The sequence below is a fragment of the Deinococcus humi genome (genome assembly GCF_014201875.1).
GTDB lineage: Bacteria > Deinococcota > Deinococci > Deinococcales > Deinococcaceae > Deinococcus > Deinococcus humi.
The window spans coordinates 80,939-106,628 of record NZ_JACHFL010000001.1 but is presented as its reverse complement, the minus strand read 5'-3'; the positions used below and the strand labels follow the sequence as shown (position 1 = coordinate 106,628).

Annotated in this window: 21 protein-coding genes and 1 pseudogene; 13 read left to right on the top strand and 9 right to left on the bottom strand. The window is 67.3% G+C overall.

Annotation, left to right across the window (positions count from 1 at the left end; genetic code table 11):
• Positions 1-37: 37 nt before the first annotated feature.
• Positions 38-1,789 carry a S8 family serine peptidase gene (locus tag HNQ08_RS00525; RefSeq protein ID WP_184127017.1) on the top strand — a complete coding sequence of 584 codons (1,752 nt, stop codon included), beginning with the start codon at positions 38-40 and terminating at the stop codon, positions 1,787-1,789.
• 61 nt (positions 1,790-1,850) lie between these two features.
• On the opposite strand, the gene HNQ08_RS00520 is transcribed toward HNQ08_RS00525, so the two are convergent.
• From HNQ08_RS00520 to HNQ08_RS00505, 4 genes are all read right to left on the bottom strand, one after another.
• Positions 1,851-3,215: a phytoene desaturase family protein gene (locus HNQ08_RS00520; RefSeq protein ID WP_229789528.1), complete on the bottom strand. Its 1,365-nt coding sequence runs from the start codon at positions 3,213-3,215 to the stop codon at positions 1,851-1,853.
• A complete protein-coding gene (locus tag HNQ08_RS00515) occupies positions 3,200-4,090 on the bottom strand; it encodes a UbiA family prenyltransferase (RefSeq protein ID WP_184127015.1) in 891 nt (296 codons plus the stop codon). Before HNQ08_RS00515 ends, HNQ08_RS00520 begins: the two co-directional genes overlap by 16 nt.
• Before the next feature lie 127 nt (positions 4,091-4,217).
• The gene (gene msrA / locus HNQ08_RS00510) at positions 4,218-4,805 is read right to left on the bottom strand and encodes a peptide-methionine (S)-S-oxide reductase MsrA (protein WP_184127013.1); all 588 of its coding nucleotides are present in this window, start codon (positions 4,803-4,805) and stop codon (positions 4,218-4,220) included.
• A 107-nt stretch (positions 4,806-4,912) separates the two neighbouring features.
• On the bottom strand, positions 4,913-5,665 hold the full coding sequence (locus HNQ08_RS00505) for a TSUP family transporter (protein WP_184127011.1): 753 nt from the start codon (positions 5,663-5,665) through the stop codon (positions 4,913-4,915).
• 58 nt (positions 5,666-5,723) lie between these two features.
• On the opposite strand from HNQ08_RS00505, the gene gluQRS reads away from it, so the two are divergent.
• From gluQRS to HNQ08_RS00455, 9 genes and pseudogenes are all read left to right on the top strand, one after another.
• The gene (gluQRS, locus tag HNQ08_RS00500) at positions 5,724-6,638 is read left to right on the top strand and encodes a tRNA glutamyl-Q(34) synthetase GluQRS (protein ID WP_184127009.1); all 915 of its coding nucleotides are present in this window, start codon (positions 5,724-5,726) and stop codon (positions 6,636-6,638) included.
• 71 nt (positions 6,639-6,709) lie between these two features.
• Positions 6,710-7,972 (top strand): tryptophan synthase subunit beta, encoded by a 1,263-nt coding sequence (gene trpB / locus HNQ08_RS00495; RefSeq protein WP_184127007.1) that lies wholly within the window; start codon positions 6,710-6,712, stop codon positions 7,970-7,972.
• Positions 7,969-8,769, top strand: a complete 801-nt coding sequence (gene trpA / locus HNQ08_RS00490) for a tryptophan synthase subunit alpha (RefSeq protein ID WP_184127005.1) — start codon at positions 7,969-7,971, stop codon at positions 8,767-8,769. The genes trpB and trpA overlap by 4 nt, the downstream gene beginning before the upstream one ends.
• A gap of 62 nt (positions 8,770-8,831) precedes the next feature.
• Positions 8,832-10,619, top strand: a pseudogene (locus HNQ08_RS00485) (diguanylate cyclase).
• A gap of 78 nt (positions 10,620-10,697) precedes the next feature.
• Positions 10,698-11,564 (top strand): DUF2167 domain-containing protein, encoded by an 867-nt coding sequence (locus HNQ08_RS00475; protein WP_184126993.1) that lies wholly within the window; start codon positions 10,698-10,700, stop codon positions 11,562-11,564.
• A 98-nt stretch (positions 11,565-11,662) separates the two neighbouring features.
• Positions 11,663-13,180, top strand: coding sequence for a DUF4127 family protein (locus HNQ08_RS00470; protein ID WP_184126991.1), 1,518 nt, complete (start codon positions 11,663-11,665; stop codon positions 13,178-13,180).
• A gap of 71 nt (positions 13,181-13,251) precedes the next feature.
• The gene (locus tag HNQ08_RS00465; RefSeq protein ID WP_184126989.1) at positions 13,252-13,602 is read left to right on the top strand and encodes a hypothetical protein; all 351 of its coding nucleotides are present in this window, start codon (positions 13,252-13,254) and stop codon (positions 13,600-13,602) included.
• 178 nt (positions 13,603-13,780) lie between these two features.
• Entirely contained in the window at positions 13,781-13,954 is a 174-nt protein-coding gene (locus HNQ08_RS00460) for a hypothetical protein (protein ID WP_184126987.1), read from the top strand.
• 193 nt (positions 13,955-14,147) lie between these two features.
• Positions 14,148-15,725, top strand: coding sequence for an L-glutamate gamma-semialdehyde dehydrogenase (locus HNQ08_RS00455; RefSeq protein ID WP_184126985.1), 1,578 nt, complete (start codon positions 14,148-14,150; stop codon positions 15,723-15,725).
• A 153-nt stretch (positions 15,726-15,878) separates the two neighbouring features.
• Here HNQ08_RS00455 and HNQ08_RS00450 read toward each other — a convergent pair whose 3' ends face one another.
• A complete protein-coding gene (locus tag HNQ08_RS00450) occupies positions 15,879-16,154 on the bottom strand; it encodes a cold-shock protein (RefSeq protein ID WP_039684733.1) in 276 nt (91 codons plus the stop codon).
• 351 nt (positions 16,155-16,505) lie between these two features.
• Here HNQ08_RS00450 and HNQ08_RS00445 point away from each other — a divergent pair, with 351 nt between their 5' ends.
• Both HNQ08_RS00445 and HNQ08_RS00440 read left to right on the top strand, forming a co-directional pair.
• Complete coding sequence (locus HNQ08_RS00445) at positions 16,506-17,069, top strand: gamma carbonic anhydrase family protein (RefSeq protein ID WP_184126983.1); 564 nt, start codon at positions 16,506-16,508, stop codon at positions 17,067-17,069.
• Between the two features lie 374 nt (positions 17,070-17,443).
• Positions 17,444-18,358, top strand: coding sequence for a hypothetical protein (locus HNQ08_RS00440; protein WP_229789525.1), 915 nt, complete (start codon positions 17,444-17,446; stop codon positions 18,356-18,358).
• Between the two features lie 61 nt (positions 18,359-18,419).
• Here HNQ08_RS00440 and HNQ08_RS00435 read toward each other — a convergent pair whose 3' ends face one another.
• The 4 genes from HNQ08_RS00435 to HNQ08_RS00420 form a co-directional block, all read right to left on the bottom strand.
• Positions 18,420-19,262, bottom strand: a complete 843-nt coding sequence (locus HNQ08_RS00435; RefSeq protein WP_184126980.1) for an SDR family oxidoreductase — start codon at positions 19,260-19,262, stop codon at positions 18,420-18,422.
• 347 nt (positions 19,263-19,609) lie between these two features.
• Positions 19,610-21,955 (bottom strand): ATP-dependent DNA helicase RecG, encoded by a 2,346-nt coding sequence (recG, locus tag HNQ08_RS00430; RefSeq protein ID WP_184126978.1) that lies wholly within the window; start codon positions 21,953-21,955, stop codon positions 19,610-19,612.
• A gap of 110 nt (positions 21,956-22,065) precedes the next feature.
• A complete protein-coding gene (locus HNQ08_RS00425) occupies positions 22,066-22,962 on the bottom strand; it encodes a phosphotransferase (RefSeq protein WP_229789523.1) in 897 nt (298 codons plus the stop codon).
• Between the two features lie 54 nt (positions 22,963-23,016).
• A complete protein-coding gene (locus HNQ08_RS00420) occupies positions 23,017-24,075 on the bottom strand; it encodes an HD domain-containing phosphohydrolase (RefSeq protein WP_229789520.1) in 1,059 nt (352 codons plus the stop codon).
• A gap of 333 nt (positions 24,076-24,408) precedes the next feature.
• On the opposite strand from HNQ08_RS00420, the gene HNQ08_RS00415 reads away from it, so the two are divergent.
• On the top strand, positions 24,409-25,689 hold the full coding sequence (locus tag HNQ08_RS00415; RefSeq protein ID WP_184126974.1) for an RsmB/NOP family class I SAM-dependent RNA methyltransferase: 1,281 nt from the start codon (positions 24,409-24,411) through the stop codon (positions 25,687-25,689).
• Position 25,690 lies beyond the last annotated feature (1 nt).

The following is a 25,690-nucleotide window of genomic DNA, read 5'->3' as shown; positions in this document are numbered from 1 at the left end:
GGCTCTTCCAGCCGCCCGCCTCTGTCAGGAGAACACCATGACCTATACACGCTCCCTGTTGGCCGCCACCCTTGCCCTGACCCTCGCCGCCTGCGGGCAGCAGCAAACAGCCGCTCCCGTCGGGTCCGCTCCAGCGACTGGCTCCAGCGCCAGCAATGAGGTCATCGCCGGGGCGTACCTGATCGGCTTCAAACAGGACGCGCTGAGGATACAGAGCCTCAGTCAGCAGGCGGTGGTTCAGGCGCAGGCGATCACGGCGGCGGGCGGCCTGCTGACCAGTCAGTGGGCCGACATCAGCGCCGCCGCCGTGAAGCTGTCGCCCGCGGCGCTGGACAAACTGCGGGCCAATCCGCTGGTGGAATACGTGGAACCTGACCTGCTGCGTCACGCGCTGGGCTTTCGGAGCGGCCAGAGTGCCCACCCGGCCCCGGCTGCCAAACCCGGCACCCCGGCGCCGGTGCTCACAGCGCAGGCGCTGTATGCGCCCAGCGGCGAATACACCTGGGGCGACGCGGCCCTCAAGGTGGCCGACCTGCGGGCCGGCAACTACACCGGAGCGGGCGTGGCGGTGTGTATCGGTGACACTGGAATAGACGGCAACCATCCCGAGTTCAAGCGGGGGCTGAAAGGCTTCAGGAATTTCACGCCGGATCTGAACCGCAACGATCCCTATAGCCTCAACGACGTGTCGCACCACGGCACCCACGTTTCGGGCACCGTCTTCGCCCAGTACGGCGCCGGCACCGGGGCCAGAGGCCTGCAGCCCGGCGAGGATGTCAACGGCGTGGGCGGGGCAGCCTCCGGCGTCAACCTGTACATGGCCCGGGTGCTGGGCGACGACGGCTCGGGCAGCAGCAGCGGCATCATCAACGGGGTCAACTGGTGCGTGTCACAGCTCAAGTCGCAGGGCGGCGCCGAGACCAAAGTGGTGGTCAGCCTCTCGCTGGGCGGCGGGCGGGCCAGCCAGACCGAGCAGCGGGCCTACACCGCTGCCTACAACAAGGGCGCCCTGATCGTGGCGGCGAGCGGAAATGACGGCGCCAGCACGGTGAGCTACCCGGCCGCCTACACCAACGTGCTGGCGGTGGGGGCCATTGACGACACCAATACCAAGGCCAGCTTCAGCAACGCCGGCACCGCGCTCGATATCGTGGGGCCGGGAGTCGCGGTGCTGTCGAGCCTGCCGCTGGGCCAGGGCGCGGCGGCCAGCGCCAGCGCCGTGAACGTGCCAGCATTTACCAATGTCACCGGAGCCGATTTGAGCGCCAAGGCCACTGTCAGCGCCGGCATCGTCGCGGCGGGCGGCACCAATAACGAGTTCTGCGGCACGGGCGTCAGCAATCCGGCGCTGAGCGGCAAGATCGCCCTGATTTCACGCGGCACCTGCAGCTTCGAGGAAAAGACTGCCAACGCCTCGCGCAGCGGCGCGGCCGGTGTGATGATCTACAACAACGCTGCCGGGCCGCTGGGCATGTCGCTGACCAACGCCTACGCCATTCCGGTGGTTGGCCTGATCCAGACTGACGGGCAGGCGCTGTTGGGCAAGCTCCCCACCAGCGGCACCGTCAGCGTGACCACTGCCGATTATGAGTACTTCGACGGAACCAGCATGGCCACCCCGCACGTCTCGGCGGCGGCAGCGGTGGTGTGGGCGGCCAGGCCGACGCTGACCAATACCCAGCTGGTCAGTGCGCTGACCTCTACCGCCACCGATCTGGGCACGGCGGGCCGCGACAACAGCTACGGCTACGGCCTGGTCAATCCGCTCAAGGCGATCACCGGGAAGTAAAGCTCTTGCTGATCTGGGCCGCCCTGCAGTGTGGGGCGGCCCAACGTCGTTGGTCCATCTGTCAACGGTGCTGGGTCAGCAGTCGATCGACCATTAATGCTCCCCCCAGAATCGCTGGGATGCCGCCGCCGGGGTGGACGCCTGTGCCGACCTGCCACAGCTGAGGTGTCAGGCGGTAGGGCTGCGGGTGGAGTGGGCCACCGCGCCAGAAGGGCAGGGCCGCGCCGTAAATCGCCCCGCCAGGGTGCCCACCTGCCGCGTAATGTTCGGGGGTCAGCGCCAGGAAGTCCGTGGCGGTGGCCAGCAGCCCCGGCACCCCCAGAACCCGTTCTACCCGTCCCAGCTGGGCGCGCACCCAGGGATGGTCCAGTTCCAGGGGGCGGGCAGTGGCGGGAGTGGTGAGCAGCACCGCCAGCTTGCGGTTCTCGGCGTGGACCAGCGCCAGCGTATCGGGCGGCAGGGCTCCGGCGCGCAGGGCGGCGCGAAAGGTCTGGAAGTTCGACGGCGGGATGACGGAAGTGACCGGGAGTGGTGCGGGTTCGGGGAGGGCTGCGTAGATCGCCAGCCCACTCACTGTGCGTCTGGACGGGGGCGAGGTGACCCGCAGACCTCGCAACCCTGCCAGTCGATAGGGATCGATCGCGCTGACCAGGAGATCGTGCCGGACCGTTTCTCCGCCGCCTAGCCTGATTGTGGTGTCTTCCAGCCTCAGCACTTCCTGGCCTTCCCGAACCGTCACGCCGCGAGCGGTCGAGAAGCCCAGCAGCGCGTCCAGCAATGTACCCATTCCCCCGGCGGGCCGGTACACTTCCGCCCCCACCAGCGCCGGAATCAGGGCATAGAGCGCCGGGGCATCGGCAGGGGAGAGGCCCGCGTTCAGGGCGTGCGTGCGGATGGCGTGGGCCAGCACGCGTGGAAATCGGCGGGCGTGAATCCAGCCCTCGGTGGTGGGGTGGGGGCCAGTCACCGCGAACAGCGCCCGGCTGGCCCGCAGAAAGGCCGGATCAGTCAGCCAGGGGGGTGTGGTCAGCAGCGGAACGATGTGCGGTGCCAGGGGCTGAACCCTGGCACGGTAGCTTTCCCAGGCGGCGTGCAATCCATGATCCGGTGGTACTGGCAGCGGCACGGCGCCGTAGGGCGTGTGGTGAATTCCCAGGCCGCCCGCCAACGGCTCCAGATGCAGCGGATCGACCTCGCCCAGCCGCCGCAGATACGTTCTCCATACATCTGGGAACGTGAACAGACTGGGGCCGGTGTCGAAATCCAGGTCACCTACCCTCTCCCGGCGCAGCTTGCCGCCCGCGCGGTCCCGTTCGTAGACGGTGACGCGCTGGCCCCGGCCTGCCAGCAGGGCTGCCAGCGCCAGTCCGGCCAGCCCGCCGCCCAGGATGCCGACGTCGAGCGTGGCCTTCAGAGGCCGGTCCACAGCCCGCGCGCCAGCAGATAAACCAGTCTCACGCCCGCCACCGCGCCCACGATCCACGGGGTCACAATGCTCAGCGGGTAAAGCGCAGTCGCCCGCCCCGGCGTGGGGTCACGCAGGAGGGCCAGCGCCATGCCGCCGCAGGTGAGCCACAGCGCGGCGGCGGTCAGCAGCGACACCGGCAGCAGCAGCGCCCCGGCCACCGCGAACCACGCCAGCGCATACGCCGCTGTTCCGCGCACGCCCAGCACCGTCGCCACTGTGCGCGTGCCCGCCTCGCGGTCCGCTGGGATGTCCTGCGCGGCGTCGAAGGCGTGCTTGCCCACCGAGTACGCCATCAGCGCCAGCAACGGCCACCACGGCACAGGGGTGTCCAGCGCCAGAGCGGGCAGCGCCAGCGGCAGGGCGTACGCCACGTTGCTCAGGCCGTCCAGGAAAGGGCGGCCCTTCAGGCGCAGCGGTGGCAGGCTGTAGGCCGCAAACAGGACGGCAGAGAGGGCCAGCAACGCGGAAGCAGCGGGCGGCAGCATGACCCCGAGGAGCGCCAGCGCGGGCAGGTTGATTGCCAGCGTCATGGCGAGCAGAGGTCTGCCCTCGGCCACGCTCAGCCGCGCGCCCTGCCAGCCGCCCTTGCGGGAACTGCGGGCGTCTTCCTCACGGTCCGAGAGGTCATTCAGGCCGTAGATCAGCAGGTTGAACGGGAGGGTTAGATATAGCAGCAGCGCCAGCACGCCGGGGTCCAGGGTGTACAACCGCCCTGTCAGCCACACGCCGGTGACCAGCGTGCCCACCGTGTTGATCCACAGTGCGGGGCGCGACACGACCAGCAGTCGGCGCAGGGGCAGGGTGCTGGATGTGGTCAGGACGCGCGCTCGCATTCGCACCCGCATTGTAGGAGAGGGGGAGAGGGGTGGATGCCCCGGCCTGGGACAAAGACGGCAAAAGGGCTGAGACACCCTACTCCGTGTCCCAGCCTCCAGATTTCTACGTGCCTCAGGCTACCGCTCAGGCATTCAGCTTCTCGGCGTATTCCTTACGCAGCTTGGCCACCTTGGGCGCGATCACGGCCACGCAGTAGGGCTGGCGCGAGTTGTCCGCGTAATAGTTCTGGTGGTAGTCCTCGGCGACATGGAATTCGGTGGCCGGTTCGATGCTGGTTACGATGGGCCGGTCAAACACGCCCTGTGCGTCCAGATCGGCCATGACCTCGCGGGTCTCGCGCTCCTGCTCAGGCGTCACGGGAAAGACGGCACTGCGGTACTGGGTGCCGATGTCCGCGCCCTGGCGGTTCAGAGAGGTCGGGTCGTGGGTGGCGAAGAACAGGCCCAGCAGATCCTTGTAACTGACCTGCTGCGGATCGAAGGTCACGCGCACGGCCTCGGCGTGGCCGGTCTCTCCGCTGCACACGCTGCGGTAATCGGGGTGGGGCGTGTGGCCGCCGATGTAACCGCTCTCGATCTTCTGCACGCCGCGCACCTGCTGCATCACGGCCTCGGTGCACCAGAAGCAGCCGCCCGCCAGGATGGCCTGCTGCGGCCCCGTGGATTCGGGTGACGGGATCTGGCTGGTGGGGGTAATAGTGGCGTCTGTCATGTGTGCATTCTGGCGCGGCTCATACCCGCAAAGAACGTTCAATGGCACGGTTGAGCATTTACGGAACGTTGATGCTGGTAGAGCCTGCCTCCCTTGGACCCGCCCCTCTAGCCTCCCAGAAACAGCCGCGCCGCCACCACCAGCACGATGCCCCCGTAAATCCACTTGACGAAGGCGCTGCCGCGCAGCATCGCCATCCGCGCCCCGAGTGTGGCCCCCAGGGCGTTGGCGACGCCCATCGGCAGACCGATCCAGAAAACCATCTTGCCGCCGATCAGGAAGAAGATGAACGCGCCCAGATTGGTGGCAAGATTGATGGTCCGGGCATTGCCGCTCGCGCCCACCAGGTTGAAGCCCGCCAGCGCGAACATGAACATCAGAAATGTGCCAGTGCCGGGGCCGAGGAAGCCATCATAGATGCCGATGATGAACGCGCCGGGCAGCGTCAGGGCCAGTGTGCGAGCGGTCAGGCCGGGGTAACGGTCTTCCAGGCCAAAACGCTTGTTGACCAGCACCAATGCGCCCACCCCCAGGATCACCACGCCGATCACGGTGCGGAAGGCGTCCGGGTTGACGAAATGCACAAGATACGCGCCAAAGGCGCTGCCGATTAGAGCCGGTGGCAGGAGGCGCACGATCAGCGCCAGTTCCACATGCCCCCTGCGCCAGTACTGGAAAGTGGAACTGGCCGAGCCGAAGATGGCCAGCAACTTGTTGGTCGCCACCACCTGCGCCGGGGACAGGCCCATGAAAAACAGCGTCGGCAGCGTGATGGTACCGCCGCCACCCGCCACCGCGTCGATGAATCCGGCCACAAAGGCCAGGGGCAGACCGTACAGGAGGACTTCGGGACCGGGCACGGTTCTGGACTGTAGCAGTTGCTGGGGTGCCGCCGATAATCCTGCTAGCCTTCTCCCCATGAACGCCTTGGAGGGGCCGCCGGTGGGCCGTTTCGCCCCCAGCCCGACCGGGGCCATGCACCTGGGCAACGCCCGCACAGCGCTGCTGGCGTGGCTGCATTCGCGCGCGCACGGGGGCCGTCACCTGCTGCGTTTCGAGGATCTGGACACCGGGCGAGTCCGGGGGTGGGCCTACGATGCCACCCACCGTGATCTGGAATGGCTGGGGCTGGACTGGGACGCGGAATACCTGCAATCGGAGCGGCTGCCCCTGTACGCCGAGGCCCTGGGCCGTCTGGACACCTATCCCTGCACCTGTACCCGCAAGGAGATTGCCGCTGCCATTCAGGACAGCGCCGGGGCGCCGCATGGGGAGGAGGCGGTCTATCCGGGCCTCTGCCGCGACGGCAGTGTCTTGGCTGGCAGTGACCTGAACCGTCCAGCCGCCCGGCGCTGGCGCGTGCCGGAAAGGACGGTCTGCGTTTCCGACGAGCTGACGGGGACCACCCTGTGCCAGTCGCTCGCCTCAGAGGTGGGGGACTTCGTTCTGCGGCGCAACGACGGCGTCTTCGCCTATCACCTCGCGGTGGTGGTGGACGACGCCGCGATGGGCGTGACCGACATCGTGCGCGGCGCGGACCTGTGGATGGCCACGCCGCGTCAGGTGGCCTTGCAGAGGGCGCTGGGATTCCCGACGCCCCGTTACCTGCATGTTCCCCTGATGACCGATTTCCGGGGCGAGCGTCTGGCCAAGCGGGACGGTGCACCCCCTGTGATGGCGCTGCGCGAAGCCGGGCAATCGCCGGGAAGGGTCCTCTCCGAACTGGCGCGGAGCCTGAATGAACCGTCCTTTATCGCTGTCCCAGACGAGATTACGGCGGCAGAGTTGATCCCGCTGTGGCGCGAGACTGGGCATTTTCACTCAATGAAATAGTTGTCACAAACTTAGACAGGTTGTCTAAGTTTCCCCTCCACGGCTGGTCGACAGAATCCTACGCTGGGACCATGACCCTCACCCTCCCCAGCTATCCGCAACCGGATGAGCGCGGCCGCTTCGGGCGCTTCGGTGGGCGCTACGTGCCCGAAACGCTGATCCCCGCTCTGGACAATCTTGAAGCCGCCTACCGTGAGGCCAAGATCGATCCGGGCTTCCTGAGTGAGCTGGAACGGCTGCTGCGCGATTTCGTGGGCCGCCCCAGCGGACTGTATCTGGCCGCGCGCCTGACCGAACACGCAGGCGGCGCAAAGATCTACCTGAAGCGCGAGGATCAGAACTACACCGGGGCGCACAAGATCAACAACTGTCTGGCACAGGCGCTGCTGGCTGTGCGGATGGGCAAGCGCCGCGTGATCGCCGAGACGGGGGCCGGGCAGCACGGCGTTGCCAGCGCCACCGCCGCGGCCCTGCTGGGGCTGGACTGCGTGGTGTACATGGGCGAGGAAGACATGCGCCGCCAGGAACTGAACGTCTTCCGCATGCGCCTGCTGGGGGCCGAGGTCATCCCCGTGACCAGCGGCACCGGCACCCTCAAGGACGCCACCAACGAGGCCATCCGCGACTGGGTCACCAATGTGCGCGACACCTTCTACATTCTGGGCAGCGTGGTGGGACCGCACCCCTACCCGGCGATGGTGCGAGATTTCCAGTCGGTCATTGGCGAGGAAACCAAGTGGCAGCTCAAAGCGCTCGAAGGCCGTGAGGTTCCCGACGTCATCATCGCCTGCGTGGGCGGCGGCAGCAATGCCATCGGCATCTTTGCGCCGTACGCCTACCTGCCGGACGGCCAGCGTCCCCGTCTGATCGGCACGGAAGCGGCGGGGGAGGGCGTGGAGACGGGCAAACACGCCGCCTCGGTGGCCGGCGGCAGAATCGGCGTGCTGCACGGCGCGATGATGTACCTGCTGCATGACCACGAGGGCCAGATCACCCCGCCGCACAGCATCAGCGCGGGCCTCGATTATCCCGGCATCGGCCCGGAGCACTGCCTGTACAGCGAGACCGGGGTGGCCGAGTACGTGCCCGTCACCGACGCGCAGGCGATGGAAGGACTGCAGCTCCTGACCCGGTTGGAGGGCATTATTCCAGCGCTGGAGAGCGCGCACGCCATCTACCACGCCGTTCAGCTGGCCCCCACCCTGTCCCCTGAGCAAATTATTGTGGTCAACCTGTCCGGACGCGGTGACAAGGACGTGGCCGAGGTGATGCGTCTGCAGGCGAAGGCCGAGGACACCCCTGGAAATGCCGAGCGTCAGGAGGTGCTGGCATGACCGCTGTGGAGTCCAGGGGTGTGGCCCGCATCCGGGCCGCCTTCGAGAAGGCCAGATCGGAAGGCCGCGCCGCCTTCATTCCCTTCATGACCGCCGGGTATCCGTCTACTGCCGAATTCCCCGCACTGGCCGACGAGCTGCTGGCCCGCGCTGACCTGCTGGAGGTGGGGCTGCCCTACAGCGATCCGCTGGGCGACGGCCCCACCATCCAGCAGGCCAGCGAGCAGGCGCTGGCGGGCGGCACCAGCACGCGCGGCACGATTGAGCTGGTGCGCGTACTGCGAACCCGTCACGACAAGCCCATCGTGATCATGACCTACGTCAATCCCATCTACGCCGTCGGCCCGCGCGAGTTCATGCGGCTGGCGCAGGAGGCCGGGGTGGACGGCCTCATCCTCCCCGATCTGCCCCCCGATCAGGACATCGAGATCGCCGATCTGGCCGCTGAGTACGGGCTGGCCGTTACCTTTCTGATCGCGCCCACCAGCACGCCGGAGCGCATCCGACTAGTGGCGCAGGCCTGCACGGGCTTCGTGTACGCCGTCAGTGTGACTGGCGTGACCGGTGCGCGCGAGGGGACGGCGCTGAGCGAAGTGCCCGCCATGCTGGCCCTGGCCCGGCAGCATACCGACGTTCCGATTGCCGTGGGCTTTGGCGTCAAGGACGCCCAGACCGCCCACGAGGTGGCAGCATTGGCCGACGGCGTGGTGGTGGGCAGCGCCTTTATCAACGCCGTGCGCGAGGGGCGGGACGTGCCCACACTGACAAACACGCTGGCCGACGGCTGCGTGCGCTGAACCTGAATCCGCGCCCACTGTAGAAAGCCCGGCCGTATGGGGCTCTTACAGTGGGCGCAGCCATGAATCTTCGCCGCCTGCTCCTGCTCTCCCAGTTGCCCTTCTGGGTGCTGCTGGTGGCGGCTTTCCTGCTCCTCTCGTCCACGCTCGATGCCCGTGTTCAGGCCAGCGAGCGGGCCGCCCAGACCCGTGCCCGGCTTGTCTCGGTGGCAAAGGTCATGCAGCATGTGGTGGACCTTGAAACCGGCTTGCGCGGGTATGTGATCACCGGGGAGCCCCGCTTTCTGGAGCCGTACAACGCGGCCCAGGCGGCCCTGCCACAGGAACTGGCCGCGCTGGAGCGGGACAGCAGCGCTGAGGCCGCGGGCCGCATCCGGATGCTGGTTGGCCGCTGGCAGAGCGAGGTGGCCGCGCCCGAACTCCTGGCCCGGCGGGACAGCGCCGCCGCCGCCGCGCTGGTCAAGACGGGCCAGGGCAAGAGGATTCTCGACAGCATCCGCGCCGAGGTCAGCGCTCCCAGCGCCGAACAGACCCGGGACCTGCAGTCGCTGGAAGCGGTGGCCTCTGCGCAGTTGCGCCGCCTGCGCCTGACCCTTGTCGGTGTGGGCGGTGTGGCGCTGTTCACTAGCCTGCTGGCCACGCTGTTCAGCGCCTACCAGCTCTCCAGCAGTTTCGGGCGCTTCACCGTCGCGGCACGCCGCCTGTCGGTGGGAGAGGCGGGGGTGCATGTCGAACAGCGCGGCTCAGCGGAGATCCAGCAACTGGCCGGTGCTTTCAACCACATGAGCGGAGCGCTGGCGCTGGCCCGGCAGCAGTCACGCGCGCACGCAGATGGACTGGCGTCCCGCAACGACTGGATGGCCCGTCTAGGCGAATTCGGTGACTGGATGCAGGCGGCCCGCAGCCTGGAAGAGGGCGCGCGCATTCTGGAACGCGCCCTACCGGAACTGCTGCCAGGCACGCGCGGCACCCTGGTGCACCACAACGCCTCGCGCAACCAGCTGCTGCCACTCGCCATCTGGGGCGGTGAAATAGGCTCGACCACCCCACCGGACAGCTGCTGGGCACTGCGCCGGGGCGAGGTGATCTCGCCAGGAACGGAACGACTGGCCCCGGCGTGCCTGGGCGGGCCGGGCGGCACTTATACCTGCGTGCCGCTGTTCTCGCACGGGGAGACGCTGGGCATCTTGCGGCTGCGTTCCGCCGTGGAGGGGACTGAAGTCTCCGCAGACCTGCGCCTCCTGCTGCCTGGCATTGTCCGGCAGGTGTCGCTGGCCCTGGCCGGACTGCGCCTGCAAGATCGCCTGCTCCAGCAGTCGATCCGCGATCCGCTGACCGGGCTGTTCAACCGCCGCCGCCTGGAAGACGAACTTGCCGCGCAGACGGCCCACGCCTCCGCCAGCGGTGAGCCACTATCCCTGATTGTGCTGGACGTGGACCACTTCAAGCGCCTGAACGACACCTTCGGCCATGACGCCGGCGACGCCGCCCTGGTGCGCCTGAGCGCCGCGCTGCGCGACATGGCCCCGCCGGGCAGCACGCCCGCCCGGCCCGGCGGCGAGGAGTTCTCGCTGCTGCTGCCCGGCCACGATCTGGCGGTGGCCAGTGCCCTGGCCGAACGGCTGCGCGCCGAGATCGCGGGCTGGTCACTGACGCACGCGGGCATCTCACTGGGGTAGCTCACGGTGTCGCTGGGGGTGGCCGAATACGCCGCCCCACTGTCCACGCCTGCCGCCCTGGTGCGCGCCGCCGACGAGGCCCTGTACAGCGCCAAGCGCCAGGGCCGCAACCGCGTGGTGGAGGCTGCGCCTCTCCATCCAGAATCCTGGCTGACGCTGATGTCGGGGTGACCCCGGGCACTACCCCCGGCGGGGGCCACCGCAACTCTGCACCCACCCGGATCCCCTCACTCCTAAAGTGAGAGAGTGATGAAATTACACTCAGCTCTGCCTCTGGGCCTGCTGCTCCTTCTCGGCCACACTGTGGCCGCCACGCCCTCACCCGACGCACTCCTGCACTACAGGAGCGGTGTCGTGCCGCTGCTGAACGGCAAGGTCAGCCTCGACACCGGGAGCGATCTGCGTTTTCTGGACCGCACCGATGCGGGGCGGGTGATCGTGGATCTGTGGGGCAACCCGCCGGGCTCTGCCGAGGACGTGGTGGGCATGATCGTTCCGGCCGGGCTGGATCCAGATACGCAGGAGGGCTGGGGGGTGGTCATCACCGAGTCGCTGGACGGCCATGTGACCGACAAGGACGCCGCCAGGACCAATTACGACCGGATCATGCACGATCTTCAGCGGGACACAGCCGCCGCCAATGCCGAGCGTGAACAGGCAGGGTACGGCACGGTGGACCTGATCGGCTGGGCCGACGCGCCCCATTACGAGGCCGGCACCCACAAGATGTACTGGGCCAAGGAACTGGCCTTTCACGGGCCGGACGAGACCGCAGAGGGCGGCGAGCATACCCTGAACTACGCCGTGCGCGTGTTGGGCCGTGACAGCGTCCTGGAGCTGAACGCCGTGGCTGGAATGGATCAGTTGCCGCAGGTCAAGGGCGACATGCAGCGCGTCTTGCAACAGGTCAGCTTCACTTCGGGTCACCGCTACGAGGATTACACGGAGGGTACAGATCGCCTGGCCACCTACGGCGTTGCCGGTTTGCTGGGTGTGGCGGCCGCCAAGAAGGTGGGCCTGCTGGCGGGGGGCCTGTTGCTGCTCAAGAAGGGTGGGGTGCTGCTGCTGGGGGCTTTCGCGGCCCTTGGGCGCCTGTTCAGACGTCGCTCGGCCTGAAGCGGGGGAGCGTTTCGCTTTCTCAAGGGTGACAGGATCGCGGCTCGCCCGCCTAGAGCCTGCGGCCCCCAACCCCTGCCTGTAATACGCTGAAACCGATGCCGTCCTCTGCCCGCGTTCTGCTGATCCCCCCCGATACCCGCCCGCAGACGCTGGAATTGCCTGCGCAACTCGCCGTCATGACCGGGGCGACCGTGCGGGTGCCACCAGAGGGGGCACTGCCAGCATTCTTCACACCGGGAAACACAGCTTTACTAAGAGACTGGCTGTTGCAGGAGGCAGGCCAGGCGGACATCGTGATCGTCTGTCTGGAAACCCTGTGTCTGGGCGGCATGATCCCGGCCAGGCGGGTGTCGGACCCACTGGAGACGGCGCTGGGGCGGCTCGCTGTGTTGCGGGAGGTCAAACGGCAGGTGCCGGGGCTTCAGATCCTCGCCTTCGGGGTAATCGTGCGGGTGGCCCACGACAACGATCCGCACGAGGAAAAACCATACTACGGCCAGTGGGGGCGAGAATTGCGGGCCTACAGCTCAGCCTTTGACCGCCACGCCCGTCACGGCGATGCGGAGGCCGGGGCGCTGGAGACGGCCCGCGCCGCGTTGCCCCCCGAGATTCTGGCCGACTGGACGGGCACCCGTGAACGCAACCGCGCTCTGCATCTGGCCGCGCTGGACCTGCTCTCCGAGGGTGTCCTGACCCACCTGTGCCTGACGCTGGACGACACCACCCCGTACGGTCTGGCCGCCTTTGACCGCCGAATGCTGGAGGCACGCGCAGACGAACTGGGCGTGTGGTCACGCCTGGACATCTATCCGGGTGCCGACGAGGTGCCCTGCGCGCTGCTGGCCCGGGCACTGGCTCCGCAGGCGGCGCGGGTCTGGGTGCGTTACAGCGGCCTGGGCGGTGCGGGCGCGGAGCTGATCTACGAGGACCGTCCTGCCGGGGAACTGGTGCGGGCCCACCTGCGGGCAGCGGGTTGCGTGCTGGCCGACACCCCTGCCGAGGCCGACTTCGTCCTGGCGGTCAATACCCCCGGCACCCGCCAGGCGAACCGGCAGCCGGACTTCGCCACGGTGGACACGCCGCACCGTCACCTCCCTGCCTTCGTGGACACGTTGCAGGAGGCTCTGGAAGCCGGGCAGACAGTCTCGCTGGCCGACATCGCCTACCCCAACGGGGCCGAGCGGCGGCTGTGGGCGCTGATCCAGGGGCTGCCGCTGAACAGACTCGCGGGGTTCAGCGCGTGGAACACGGCGGGCAACACGCTGGGGACGGCCATCGCCTTCGGCAAACTCATGGCGCACGTAATGGACCCTGCAGCCCACGCCGAGGCGCTGTTTGCACGGATGGTGGATGACGCGCTGTATCAGGCGTTCGCCCGTGCGGAGGTCCGCGATTTCCTGGACAACCCCAGCCCCTTCGATCTGGGCGAGGCGCGTACCGTGGCGGAAACCCAGCTGCGCGAACTCATGACACCGCAGATCAAGGCCCTGTGGGAGCGGCATTTTGCGGACAGTGGGCTGGCGCTGGAGGTGGGCGCAGCGCATCTAGCGTGGCCCCGGCTCTTCACAGGGGTCTTTCCCCTCAGGGTTCACTCGTCCATGGCCACTGGATAGACTGGAAGCTCTGCTGAACACTGAGCCATTTGTATGACGCGTGGCAGACCGGCGTGTGTAATTTTGGGGTCATGAATGACCGTCTGGCCCTGCCCGCCGCCGCCGCACTGGCTTTCCTGACCCTGGCGCTGTGGCTGTACCTGCTGCTGTTTCAGGCGGCGGGGGTGCAGGTGGCGAATCGCAGCGGCGTGGTGATCGGCGGCCTGACGGTCTGCCAGAACGGGGGCGATTGCCTGCACCGCGCCCACCTGTGGCCCCACCAGACCTGGCGTGTGCCGCTGGACCGCACGACTGGAAAGCCGATCCGGCTGACCGTGCACGCGGCAGGTGGACAGCGCCAGTCGGTAGCCCACGTCCCCGAGACCGCCCGGAGCCGTCCATCCTTCGTGGTGGGGCAGGGTGGGCGCATCCAGGTGCAATAAGGCTGCGCTGCCCTGGTGCGTCGGAATAGTCTCGTGAGTCAATTCCGACGCTCCCCACTCTTTTCCCTGAGATCGGCCAGCCGCAAACGTACCGGCCACCCCTGCGCGGTTGGCGGTGGGAGCGGCGCTGTTTGGTCTCTGCACACTGGGCCCGTGCCTGACCATCCCTCGCCCGGACATGCGTGTGATCAACGCCAGCGGTCAGAGCGTGACAGTTGCCGTCCGGGGAGCGACCACGCAGACTCTGAACATTGACCGGATCTGGGCAGTGAATCAGGATTTCGGGCCGGGAACCTTGCATTTTCGGATGAAGCTGCCGGACCAATCGGAAGTCAGCACCGCGCTGGCCTGATCCGGCTTTTCTGTGCAGGTGGCGATTGCCACGGATGGATGCGTCGCGTTGGCGACTTGGCGTTTGCCAGGTTGGGATGGGGAGGAGCATCCTTTCGCACGGCCGCTTTCGAAAGGAATTAAGCGCGTGACAGCGCCGCTTTGCCAGCTCTGGGCGGCATGTTAGCCTCAGCCTTAAGCACAAGGAGGCACGTATGATGGATACCCTGGCGGGCGGTTTTCTGCCCTTCGAGCATGAGCCCTACTTCAATTTCGCTCAGCAGGACGTGGCCGAACTGCAACGCGCGGCCTTTCGGCAGGTGCGCGAGCGGTACGTCGGGCAACGCTTTCCCCTGTACCTCGGCGGTGAGCGGGTGGAGAGCAGCGAGACTTTCGAGGTCCGCAACCCCGCCGATACGCGCGAAACCGTGTGGCACTTCCCGAAAGCCACGCCGCAGCAACTGGAAGACGCCATTGCCGCGGCGAAAACCGGCTTCGAGGCGTGGCGCTTCAGTGACCCGTTACAACGTGCCACCATTTTCAAGCGGGCGGGCGAACTGCTGCGGGCGCGGCGCATGGAATTCAACGCCGTCATGACTCTGGAGAACGGCAAGAACTGGGCCGAGGCCGACGGCGAGGTGGCCGAATCGGTGGACCACTTTGAGGTCTTTGCCCGCGAGACGCTGCGCTGGGCGGCGGGTAAGCCGGTCTATCCCATGCCTGACGAGCACGTCACCACCGTGTACGAGCCCATCGGCGTGGTGGCCTGCATCAGCCCCTGGAACTTTCCCAGCGCGATCCCTCTGGGCATGGCACTGGGCGCTATTGCGGCGGGCAACACCGTGATCTGGAAACCGGCCAGCGAAACGCCCCTGAGCAGCCTGCTGATGGTGGAGCTGCTGTTCGAGGCCGGACTGCCCCGGAACGTGATCCAGTTCGTCACCGGCACCGACGACGTGCTGGGCGATCCGCTGGTGGATCACAAGGACATCCGCATGGTGGCCTTCACCGGCAGCCGCGAGATTGGATGCCGCATCTTCGAGCGCGCCGCGAAGGTGCAGCCCGGCCAGAAATGGCTCAAGCGCGTCATGGCCGAGATGGGCGGCAAGGACCCCACAGTGGTCTGTGCCGACGCCGATCTGGACGCCGCTGCTGTGGGCATCGTGCAGTCCACCTTCGGCTACGCGGGCCAGAAATGCAGCGCCTGCAGCCGCGTGATTGCCGAGGAAAGCGTCTACGAGGACCTGCTGGAGCGGGTCAGGACGCTGGCCGCCGAGGTGAAAGTGGGCCTGCCGGAAGACAACGCCCCGCTTGGGCCGGTCATCAGCCAGGGCAGCGCCGAACGCATCATGAAATACGTGCGGGATGGCCAGGGGACGGCCCGGCTGGTGCTGGGCGGCGAGCGGGCGCAGCTGGGCGAGTGCGAGGGGGGCTATGTCCAGCCGACGATCTTCGCGGACGTGGACAGCGCCGATTCCCTGTTTCAGGAGGAGATCTTCGGACCGGTCCTGGCCTTCTCGAAAGCGCGCGACTGGCGCCATGCCATCGAACTGGCGAACGACAGCGAATACGGTCTGACCGCCGCCTTCTACAGCCGCGATCCGCACAAGCTGGCCGAGGCCCGCAGGTTGATTCAGGTGGGCAACCTGTACCTGAACCGCAAATGCACCGGGGCGCTTTCGGGGACGCACGCCTTCGGTGGCTACGGCATGAGCGGCACCAATGCCAAGGTGGGCGGCCCTGACTACCTGTTCTGGTTCCTGCAGACCAAGACCATCGCGCAGCGGTACTGAATTCTCTGGACCCTGTGGGCAGGTGTCGGCAACGGCGCCTGCTCTTTACTGTGGGGGCGCGAGAGGCGCTGGTCCGGCACACACGAAAAGCGGACGCCCGAGAGCGCCCGCAAGAGAAAGAAAAGTTGAAGTCCTGATCAGGAGATCAGGGGTTTACCAGCGGCTGCCGCCACCCCGGTTGCCGCCCATGCCGCCGTTGCCGCCCATGGGGGCAGGCGCAGCATTGGTCACGACCACGTTCTTGGCCTGGGGGCCTTTGTTGCCCTGACCAGCTTCGACTTCGAATTCCACTTCGTCGCCCTCGTTGAGCTTGCGGAAACCGCCGCTCTGGATGGCGCTGTAGTGCACGAACACGTCGGGGTTGCCCGGGTGCTCGATGAAACCGTAGCCTTTCTCAACGTTAAACCACTTTACTCGTCCTTGAGCCATAACTCTCCTTGCATCTCCAAGTCCGCCGCCCGGTTGGCTGCCCTCTGGGCTGCAACCGCACAATGGCGCGGGGCTTGAGACAGGTGCATTATCGCACGTTCTGACCCTCAGATGTAGAACTGTGAAGGTTTACGGTCAGTTATTTGGAGTCAAATGGCCTGACAGGCGCAGAGCAGCCGTGATTTTGGACTAGGTGTAAATAGGGTCACCTCAGGGCGTCCTGCTCTTGACGTTGCGGCTGTCGGCAGATATGCGGCAGCGTGCTAGCTTGACCTCAAGACCATTCCCATTCGCCTGGGCGGTGCTGCCGCTGGTTGCCGTTCCCGCCCTTTCCCGGCACTGGAGGAAGACATGCCGCTCTATGCCCTCGATCGACTTGTGCCTCAGGTTGCGGCCACCGCCTTCGTCGCGCCCAGCGCTGAGCTGATCGGGCAGGTGTGGATTGCCGAGCGGGCCAGCGTGTGGTTTGGCGCAGTGCTGCGCGGCGACATCGAGGCCATTACCGTGGGGCCGGGCAGCAACGTGCAGGACGGCGCGGTATTGCATACCGACGCGGGGCACCCGTGTGTGCTGGCGGAGGGTGTCACAGTGGGCCACCGGGCCGTCGTTCACGGCGCAATCTGTGGCCCGGGCAGTCTGGTGGGCATGGGCGCGGTGATGCTCAGCGGCTCCAGTCTGGGCGCGGGAGCCGTGCTTGGCGCAGGCGCGCTGCTGGCCGAGGGCGTACACGTCCCGGACGGTATGCTGGCACTGGGCGTTCCGGCCCGCATCGTGCGGCCCGTCGGCGGCCGAGAACAAGCCGCCCGTTACGTTCAGAACGCGGCCCGTTACAATGAACACCTTCGGGTGATTGAGCCCAACACTATAGAACCCCGCACCACAGACATTGAAAAAAATCCAACCTTCGACCATTAAGACGGTCCAGTTGCCGAAAATGTCCCTTACACCGAAGCAAGCGCACCTCAGCGTCCCAAAGCCCTGAAGGAACTGGTGAACCATCCGTGACCGACGATTCCAATCTGCCTCAGAACCCGCAAGATCCTGAACAGCAAAGCGCTAACCAGGCGCGCCCGGAGCCCACGCAGCCCCAGCCCTTGACCGCCAGGAACACACCGACGCCAGGCCTGCCTCCACGTTCCGCTCCGGCATCTGGCCAGTCCGTTCCAGGGCAGTCAGCGCAGACGCCGGCAAGGACGACTCCAACTGCATCCCAGAGCGCGTCTTCCCCGGCAGCCGGTTCGGAGGCTTCCACCGGCCCGACGATCCGGGTGACCCCTTCCGCTCAGGCTATGTCCCCTCGCCCTGCCGCATCACCGGAAACTCCGGCGCAGGACGTGCCCGCGGCCCAGACTCCCGAGGCGAAGCCTGGGTCTGCCCAGTCCACTGCCGCACAGCCCACTTCTGCCCAGTCCCCGGGTGCGCCCACCGAGGAGCTTGCAGAGCTGATCCCGGAGCTGACCCCCATGTTCCCCGGTGCGTCGCCGTTCCTGGCGCGTTTCCTGCCGCACTCGCCCCCCACCTATGCCGGGCTGAACGAGAGCTTTTGCGATCTACACGCTTTCCTCAAGTTTCTGCACGAGCATTCCTGGTACGGCTACCTGTACGCGGTGCTGGGCGATCAGACTGCCTACGTGCTGCTGTTCGAGGGCCGTACCGTGACCGCCGCCGCCGCGAGCGCCACCGGGGAGCAGGCACTGGGCGAACTGCTCAACCTGTACGAACAGGGTGCGTCACTCAGTGCCCACCCGCTGAGCGCGGCGTATGCCCATGTCCTGAGCGGCATCGGCTCGCGGGCCTGGAAGTTCAATCTCACCGAGGACTTCACCGGTCTGCACGCCCGGCCCACTGGCGCGATCTTCTACTCGCGCGGCGAAATCGTGGCGACGCTGCCCGCCACCCTGCCCTACGAGGGTGCCTTCCCGGCCCCATTGCGCCCACAGACGCTGATCCTGCCACGCAGCCTGGCCGGCTGGGCGCACCACCATTACAACCTGACGCTGCGGGGCCGCGACGGCATGAATGCCATTACCGACGTCTATCAGGTGTTCAAGGGCGAGTACGGTGCGCCGGGGATCGCCTTCCTGCGGGCGCTGGGCGAGAAGCTGACGCCCGCCGAATACGCCATGCGCTCGGACGCCGCGTTACACGATCTGGAGCCGATGGTCCACAGTTTCCTGAAGACCGGGTACATCCGCGAGGTCTAGGCGAAGAAAGACAAAGCGGCAGGGCGAGGATGCCAGATTCTCGCCATTTCTGCTGCCCGGGTCAGCTGGCGGCCTGCTGGCCGTTCTGGGCTGCTTCCGGGGGCCGCTGAGCCTCGCCATCTACGAAGTCCTCGCTCAGCCGCCACAGTCGCAGGGCCGCGCCGTCGTCCAGGGCCTGCGGGGCGGGCAGCGTCTCGCGTGACTCCACGAAGTAGCGCCCCGACACCAGAATAGGCTCTGCCACCAGATGGATGCTGGTCTGCGCGCCCTCCACCGGGGTCAGGGCCAGACGGCTGATCCATGAGAACATTGGATTGTCCTGTCCGAAGCCAGTGGACACGAAGCCCGGGTGCAGGGTGTTGGCCTGTAACCATGGCTCGCGCCGGGCCAGCTCACGTGTGAACAGGATGTTCGCCAACTTGCTCTGGCTGTAGGCGGCCCAGCCTCTATAGCTGCGCCGGAACTCGGGATCGTCGAAACGGATGCGGCCCATCACATGTGCGCCGGAAGACACTGTGACCACCCGGGGAGCGTTCCCTGCGCGCAGCAGCGGCAGCAACTCACGGGTGAATAGGAATGGGGCGAGGTGGTTGAGCGCCCAGGTCAGCTCGGTGCCCTCGCGGGTCTCCTGGCGCTCGGTGTAAAAGGCCCCCGCGTTGTTGACCAGCACGTCCAGACGGCCCACCCGGTCCCGGAATTCGGCCGCCACCCGCCGCACCTGCGCCATCTCCCCGAGGTCCGCGATTAGCGTTCCGGCGGCCCCGACCTCCCGCGCCACACGCGCTGTCTTGTCAGGATTGCGGCCCAGCACTGTCACGTCAGCCCCCCGGCGTACCAGTTCCCGCGCCGTCTCCAGCCCGATGCCACCCGTCGCGCCCGTGACCAGCACGGACCTGCCTTTCATGCTCTGTCTGTCACCAGAAGTTGCCATCGGTCCAGCATACGGGCAGGGTGTCGGTAACACAGCGTTTGGGCACGCCAGACGGAAGGGCGGTTCTCCGAGATCAAAAAGAAAGGACCCGATCCTTTTTCGACCTGGTCCCTCTGCGCTGTGGACTTCACCCGGTCCACCTTTAAGTTGTGCGCTGTGACAGTAGAGTAGGCCATGGGGTGTCACAGGGTTGTCACCGCCGGATGAGAAGCTCTTGGTCTCTTCTTGGCCTGTGCAGTGGGGGCAGCGCTGTGGAGGGTGAGGCCACCAAACCTTATGCATCGGTGTATTAGGGCCCTCGCTCTGTTGCGGATTTGGCCTCAGATCACCTCGCGGTAGGCCACGCTCTCGCTGCGGTTCTGCAACTCGCTCCGCAGATATTGCAGACGGGGATGCTCCAGCCGGGGATCGTGCGCCAGGATGTGCTTGGCGAGTTCGCGTGCCCGCTCGATCACCTCGGTGTCGTTGGCGAGATCGGCCAGCCGCAGGTCCGGAATGCCGCTCTGGCGGGTGCCGCGCAGCTCACCGGGGCCGCGCAGTTTCAGGTCCGCCTCGGCGATCACGAAGCCGTCGGTGCTGCCCTCGATGATCCGCAGGCGTTTGCGGGTCTTCTGGCTGTGTTCCCCGGCGATCAGCACGCAGTAGCTCTGCTGACTGCCACGGCCCACCCGCCCCCGCAACTGATGCAACTGCGCCAGCCCGAAGCGCTCGGCATTCTCAATCACCATGACGGTGGCATTGGGTACGTCCACGCCCACCTCGATGACGGTCGTCGACACGAGAATGTCGAACTCGTGGGCGCGGAAGCGGTCCATGACGTGGTCCTTCTCGGCGGCGCTCATGCGCCCGTGCAACAGGTCAATCCGCGCCTCGGGGAGGATGGTCTTGAGATCATCGGCCAGCTGCGTGGCGGCCAGCAGTTCCAGCGTGTCGCTTTCCTCGATCAGCGCCGTGACGACGAAGGCCTGCTGCCCTTCCCTGATCTGCTTCATCACGAAGCCGTAGGCCTGGGTGCGGTGGGTGTCCTGCAGCAGCTTGGTTTCAATCGGGGTGCGTCCGGGCGGCAGCTCGTCGATGATGCTCAGCTCCAGGTCACCGTATGCGGTCAGCGCCAGGCTGCGTGGGATGGGGGTGGCCGACATCACCAGCACGTCCGGGCGGCTGGCGAGCAGTCTGCGCCGCTGCTGCACGCCGAAGCGGTGTTCCTCGTCCACCACCGCCAGCCCCAGGTTGTCGAAGCGCACGTTCTCCTGAATCAGCGCCTGGGTGCCCACCACCACGTCCACCTCGCCCTGGGCGATGCGGGTCTGCATCTCCAGCTTGTCCTTGGGGGTCATCGCGCCGATCAATAGGCCCACGCGCACGTCCAGCTGGGCCAGGTAGCCGCGCAGGTTGGCGTAGTGCTGCCGCGCCAGAATCTCGGTGGGGGCCATCAGTGCGCCCTGGTAGCCGTCGCGCACTGCCAGGTACAGCGCGCAGGCCGCCACCGCCGTCTTGCCACTGCCCACGTCGCCCTGCACCAGCCGGGCCATCTGCTGATCGCCGCGCATATCGTCGGTGATTTCCAGCAGCACCCGGCGCTGGGCGTTGGTGAAACGGAAGGGCAGGGCGGCCTCGAAGCGGTTGATGTCGTCGCCCGTGGCCTGGAAGCGTTTGCCCTGCAACACCGAGTCCTCGCCCTGGAGCAGCATCCGCAGTTCCAGAAACAGATACTCGTCGAAGCGCAACCGGGCGGTGGCCCGGCTCAGGTGTGCCTCGTCACTCGGAAAATGCAGCCCCCACAGTGCGTCGGCCAGATCGGTGATCCCATACTTCTTGCGCCAGTGGACCGGCAGGTAGTCGTCTAGCGGCGCGGCCCCCAGCGCCCGGAAGGCGGCGCGGCGCAGGAATTCCTGCGAGATGCCTTCACGAGAGTCGTACACCCCCACGATGCGTCCGGTGCTGAGGCTGTCCTGGGCGTTGTCCAGCGTTTCGAGGTGTTCCACGCCCAGTTGCACGCTGCGTCCGAATTTCTTGACGCGTCCGGTCAGCACCAGCGCCGCGCCCTCGCGCAGCTGCTTTTCCACCCAGGGCTGGTTGAACCACGTTGCCTTGACCCGCCCACCCGAGGGCGTTTCCAGTGTCACGTCAATGACCAGCATGCCGGGACGTGGGCTGCGGCGCGACTTGGCGACGACGCGGCCCTCCACCGTGACCTTCTGACCCTCCTCCACCGCTGAGAGATCGGGCAGGGCGCGGCGGTCCTCATGGCGGTGCGGGTAGGCGTGCAGCACGTCTCTGAGGGTATGAAGGCCCAGCGTCTGCAGTTTGCGTGCGCCGCCAGGGCCGGTGTCCAGCCTCGAGAGCGGGGCATCGATGGGCAGGCGTTCGCCGGGCGCGGCGGTGGGAACGGCCTGACGGGCGGCGGGGCGTGGGGTGCGTGCGGGCTTGCTCTTCTCCTCGTCCGAGAGCGCCGCCAGCGCCGTTTTTAACGCCGCCTCTCGCTCGGCCACGCCCAGTTCGCCGTAGCCGCCCAGCACCTCGCGCACCTTGGGAAAGGGATTGCCCAGGGGCGAGGCCAGCAGTTTGTCCACACCGCCCGCCACCACGCGGTTCTGGCACCCACCCGCCAGCTCGGCGGCCAGGGGCCGCCTCAGCCGTTCACGCAATTCTGCCACTGTTGCCACTTTGCTTCACCCCCCATCAAACCGCTGGGCCGCAGGCTAGCAGAGGCGCGGCTGGGGTTCGGTGATGGGCTTCGCGGTGAACTGTGGGGGCGGTAAGCGCGCCCGTGGGCTCAGCTCCCTTCCGGCAGCCGCGCCAGCGCGTGGCGCGCGCGCGGCACCTTGAACTCCTTCTGGGCGTCAAATTCATAGGGCTCGTTCATCAAGAACCAGTACAGGTCATGCAGGGTGGTCAGGGCCAGGTACGCGCGGTAACGGGTCAGGGTGGACGGGGCGCGGTCCGGCAGAAAGCTCAGGGCCGCCTCCAGGCTGCGTTCGGCCCCCAGCAGGTCCAGCGTGCCGGTCTTGAGCAGCGCCAGATCGCGCAGAGGATCGTCCCAGTCAGCGCGTGTCCAGTCGATCAGCAGCACCGTGTCCTGACCCGCCCCGTTCTGGTCCGCAGCCTCCTGACCTGTCTCCTGCGCGCCGGGCGGATTGGAGATCAGGATGTTGTCGTGCCACATGTCCAGGTGGCAAAACGCGGCAGGCTGATCCAGCAGGCCGCCTTCCAGGGGCACTTCCACGGCGTCAAAGAGGTCAGCCAACGGGTAGGCGGCCAGGGCGCGGCGAAAGCGGGTCAGCCGCTCGCGCACCGTGTCCAGATTGACGCGGCCCTCCTGCTGGGTGTGGAGCGTGGCCACGATCTGACCCAGCTGTGGCAGGGCGCGCGGCACGTCGGCGGCGCGCAGGGGATGGCCCGCGAAGCGGCGCATCACCAGCACCTCCACGCCATCGGCCTCGGTGACGTCCAGCAGCCAGTCACCCATGCCCGCCCGCACCATGTTCTGCGCCTCAGTGCGGTGCTGCCCCCTCTGATTGCGGTACACCTTGACCACCGCTGCGCCGTCGGGGGTGAGGTACACGCGGCTCTGCATGCCCGAATCCATCGGGGTCAGGGGGCCGTAACGGGCTTCCAGTTCCGGGAAGTGCTGGGGCCGCGCTGTGCCGGGTGAGGTGGGGCGCAGGGTCACGTCCACCTCACCCGGGCCGTCCAGCCGCGAGCACACTGGTCCCGGACACGCAGTTCATTTTGCAGGTGGCTCGGCGCTGACCTTTTCCATGAGGCCGACCAGACGGGCGTCCAGCCCCTTGCCGGCCTGACCACGCAGGCGCTCGATGTCGCCCAGGCGCACGTAGGCGTTGGCGACGGCCAGAATCCGCGCGTACAGTGGAATGTCCTCGCCGACCAGCTTGTCGGGTTCACCCTGACCGTCCCAGCGTTCGTGGTGGTGACGGATGGCCTTCTGCGCCTGGGCCAGATGCGGCACGCCGTGCAGGAAGTTCGCGCCGACCTGGGCGTGTCCCTTCTCCCCGTGGATCTTGCCCAGATCGTGCAGTGTGGCCGCGAACCACAACTCGTCCAGTTCGCGCTCCGCCAGCCCCACCGCGCGGCCGAGCTTCACACTGGCCTCGGCGACGGCCTGGCCGTGACCCAGCGCGTCGAATTCCTGACTCTCAAAAGCCTCCACCACCGCGCTGCTGACCTGCCGTGCGGCCAGTCGCCAGTTCTCGCGGCTCTCCAGCAGCCCCAGCAGCGGCGCAACCGCCGTGGCCCAGCGGGTCACCAGCTCCTGGGCGGCATGGCCGATGTCCTCGGAAGAGTTGCGGTCCAGCACCAGCGCCCCCATGTTGCGCCCCCGGTCATTGATGGGCACCACCAGCGACAGCGCCACGTCGCGCATTCCGCAGGTGTCCAGCACGCCGTGCAGCTCTGGCGGATTGGCCTCGTACAACTCGCGTGACCCGTCGCTGAGCACGCGCGTGCGCAGCGACGCCCAGGGACCCGACAGTGGTGTTCCGACCAGCGCCTTGGGATACCCGAACACGGCCGCCACCCGGTCCGGTGCCGCCCGGTCCTGGCCCTGCGCGCGGTGCGTCAGGGCGTAGCCACGCAGGTTGCCGCCCAGCAGAAAGCTGGCGTAGCTCAGCGCGCCTTCCAGCACGCCCTCATGCGTGGGCCGTGCCAGCAGTTCATTCAGGACGCGCACGGCCTCCATATCACCGGCAGGAGCGCTGGACGACGGAGCGCGCGCCTCGGCGGACGCGAGCGGGGGCGGCTGTGGGGTGCGGGGGCGTCGGAACACGTTGCGGACAGTATAGCCGTTGATCGGGGGATGGCGGCGCCCCTGTGCAGGCGCTCTCTCTGCCTGGAAGGCCGGGGATGGCGCCTGTGGATCGGCCATTCGACCTAGCTGGCCTGCGACTTTCGGCTGATGTGCTGTCTCCGGCAGGGGTCCACACTGGGATCACTTTCGGGCGGGGCCTTCCAGAAGCGGGAGCATCGACAACCCGCCCGTAAAGTTCTGGCCCTCCCGCCCAAGTGAAGACGGGAGGGCTGTTCTGTTGGTCGCTGCCTGCTGGGGCCCTGCGCCCCCGTCCGGCATTGCTCCCCGCCGTAGCCCGTATGCTGGCCCTGGATGACCTTTACGCCCCGGCCCAGACCCGAATCCTTCAACCCTGCCCGCGAACTGGCCGTGCGGGTGCTGCTGCGTGTGCTGGCGGGCGAGACTTTTGCCGCCCCCGCGCTGGACGCCGCCCTGCAGCAGGCCCACCTGCCAGGCCGTGACTCGGGGCTGGCAACGCATATCGTGTACGGCACGCTGCGCCACTTCCCCAGCCTGGACACGGCCCTGACCCCCATGCTGACCGGGGACACCCACCCCAAGATCCGGACGCTTCTGCTGGCCGGGGCCTTTGAAAAGCTGTACCTGGACACGCCGCCGCACGCAGTGGTCAGCGAGTACGTCAATCTGGCGCGCGGTGCACGGCTGGCCCCGCCGGCGCTGGTCAATGCCGTGCTGCGCCGCATCGAGGCCCCCGCGCCGTCGCAGCTGACACGCACCGAACTGCCCGGCTGGCTGGCCGATACCTATCGTTCGGTGTACGGCGCGGCTGCCGAGACGGTGTTCGCCGATCTGCTCACCCCACAACCGCTGTGGCTGAGCGTGTCCGACGCGGGCCTGAAGTCCCTGGAGGCCGAGGGCAGCCGGCTCACGCCTGGTCCGCAGGGCACGGACCGGGTGGAACTGTCCCGCCCCCTGCGAGAAACCGAGGCCTTCGGGCGCGGCTGGGCCCAGCCCATCAACCCGGCGAGCCTGGCCTGCGTGGACGCGCTGGGCGAGGTGGAGGGCGAGCGTGTCCTGGATCTGGCGGGCGGCGCGGGAATCAAGGCCGCCATGCTGGCCGCGCGCGGAGCGCAGGTGACCAGTGTGGACCTGCTGCCCCACAAACACGAGCAGGCCCGCGCCAATCTGAGTCGCCTGGGGCTGCAGGCCGAATTCCTGACCCATGACCTGACCACGCCACTGGACCTGCCGCCCGCCGCCCATGTCCTGCTGGACGCCCCGTGCACGGGCAGCGGCACCCTGCGCAGTCATCCCGAGATCAAGCTGCGCCTGACCCAGAACGCGGTGACGGCGGCGGCGGCCTTACAGGCGCGGATGCTGCCCAATGCCGCCGCGCTGGTGGCCCCAGGCGGGACGCTGGTCTACTCGGTCTGCTCGGTCACGCCGCAGGAAGGACCGGAGGTGGTGGCCGGATTCCTTGCCGCGCACCCCGACTTTGTCGCCGAGGAGGTGCCGGAGGTAGAGGTACCGCATCTTCCCGCCGGAAATGGTCTCCTGACCGTGCCAGAGGGGGGTATTGACGGCTTCTTTATTGCCCGCCTGCGTAGACGCGCCGATTCGTCTGTCGGCTAAG

Bases quoted from the DNA above. Each gene is read 5' to 3' on its own strand.
- HNQ08_RS00525 (WP_184127017.1), top strand. From the start codon at position 38: ATGACCTATACACGCTCCCTGTTGGCCGCCACCCTTGCCCTGACCCTC.
- HNQ08_RS00515 (WP_184127015.1), bottom strand. From the start codon at position 4,090: ATGCGAGCGCGCGTCCTGACCACATCCAGCACCCTGCCCCTGCGCCGA.
- msrA (WP_184127013.1), bottom strand. From the start codon at position 4,805: ATGACAGACGCCACTATTACCCCCACCAGCCAGATCCCGTCACCCGAA.
- gluQRS (WP_184127009.1), top strand. From the start codon at position 5,724: ATGAACGCCTTGGAGGGGCCGCCGGTGGGCCGTTTCGCCCCCAGCCCG.
- trpB (WP_184127007.1), top strand. From the start codon at position 6,710: ATGACCCTCACCCTCCCCAGCTATCCGCAACCGGATGAGCGCGGCCGC.
- trpA (WP_184127005.1), top strand. From the start codon at position 7,969: ATGACCGCTGTGGAGTCCAGGGGTGTGGCCCGCATCCGGGCCGCCTTC.
- HNQ08_RS00475 (WP_184126993.1), top strand. From the start codon at position 10,698: ATGAAATTACACTCAGCTCTGCCTCTGGGCCTGCTGCTCCTTCTCGGC.
- HNQ08_RS00470 (WP_184126991.1), top strand. From the start codon at position 11,663: ATGCCGTCCTCTGCCCGCGTTCTGCTGATCCCCCCCGATACCCGCCCG.
- HNQ08_RS00465 (WP_184126989.1), top strand. From the start codon at position 13,252: ATGAATGACCGTCTGGCCCTGCCCGCCGCCGCCGCACTGGCTTTCCTG.
- HNQ08_RS00460 (WP_184126987.1), top strand. From the start codon at position 13,781: ATGCGTGTGATCAACGCCAGCGGTCAGAGCGTGACAGTTGCCGTCCGG.
- HNQ08_RS00455 (WP_184126985.1), top strand. From the start codon at position 14,148: ATGATGGATACCCTGGCGGGCGGTTTTCTGCCCTTCGAGCATGAGCCC.
- HNQ08_RS00450 (WP_039684733.1), bottom strand. From the start codon at position 16,154: ATGGCTCAAGGACGAGTAAAGTGGTTTAACGTTGAGAAAGGCTACGGT.
- HNQ08_RS00445 (WP_184126983.1), top strand. From the start codon at position 16,506: ATGCCGCTCTATGCCCTCGATCGACTTGTGCCTCAGGTTGCGGCCACC.
- HNQ08_RS00440 (WP_229789525.1), top strand. From the start codon at position 17,444: ATGTCCCCTCGCCCTGCCGCATCACCGGAAACTCCGGCGCAGGACGTG.
- HNQ08_RS00435 (WP_184126980.1), bottom strand. From the start codon at position 19,262: ATGAAAGGCAGGTCCGTGCTGGTCACGGGCGCGACGGGTGGCATCGGG.
- HNQ08_RS00415 (WP_184126974.1), top strand. From the start codon at position 24,409: ATGACCTTTACGCCCCGGCCCAGACCCGAATCCTTCAACCCTGCCCGC.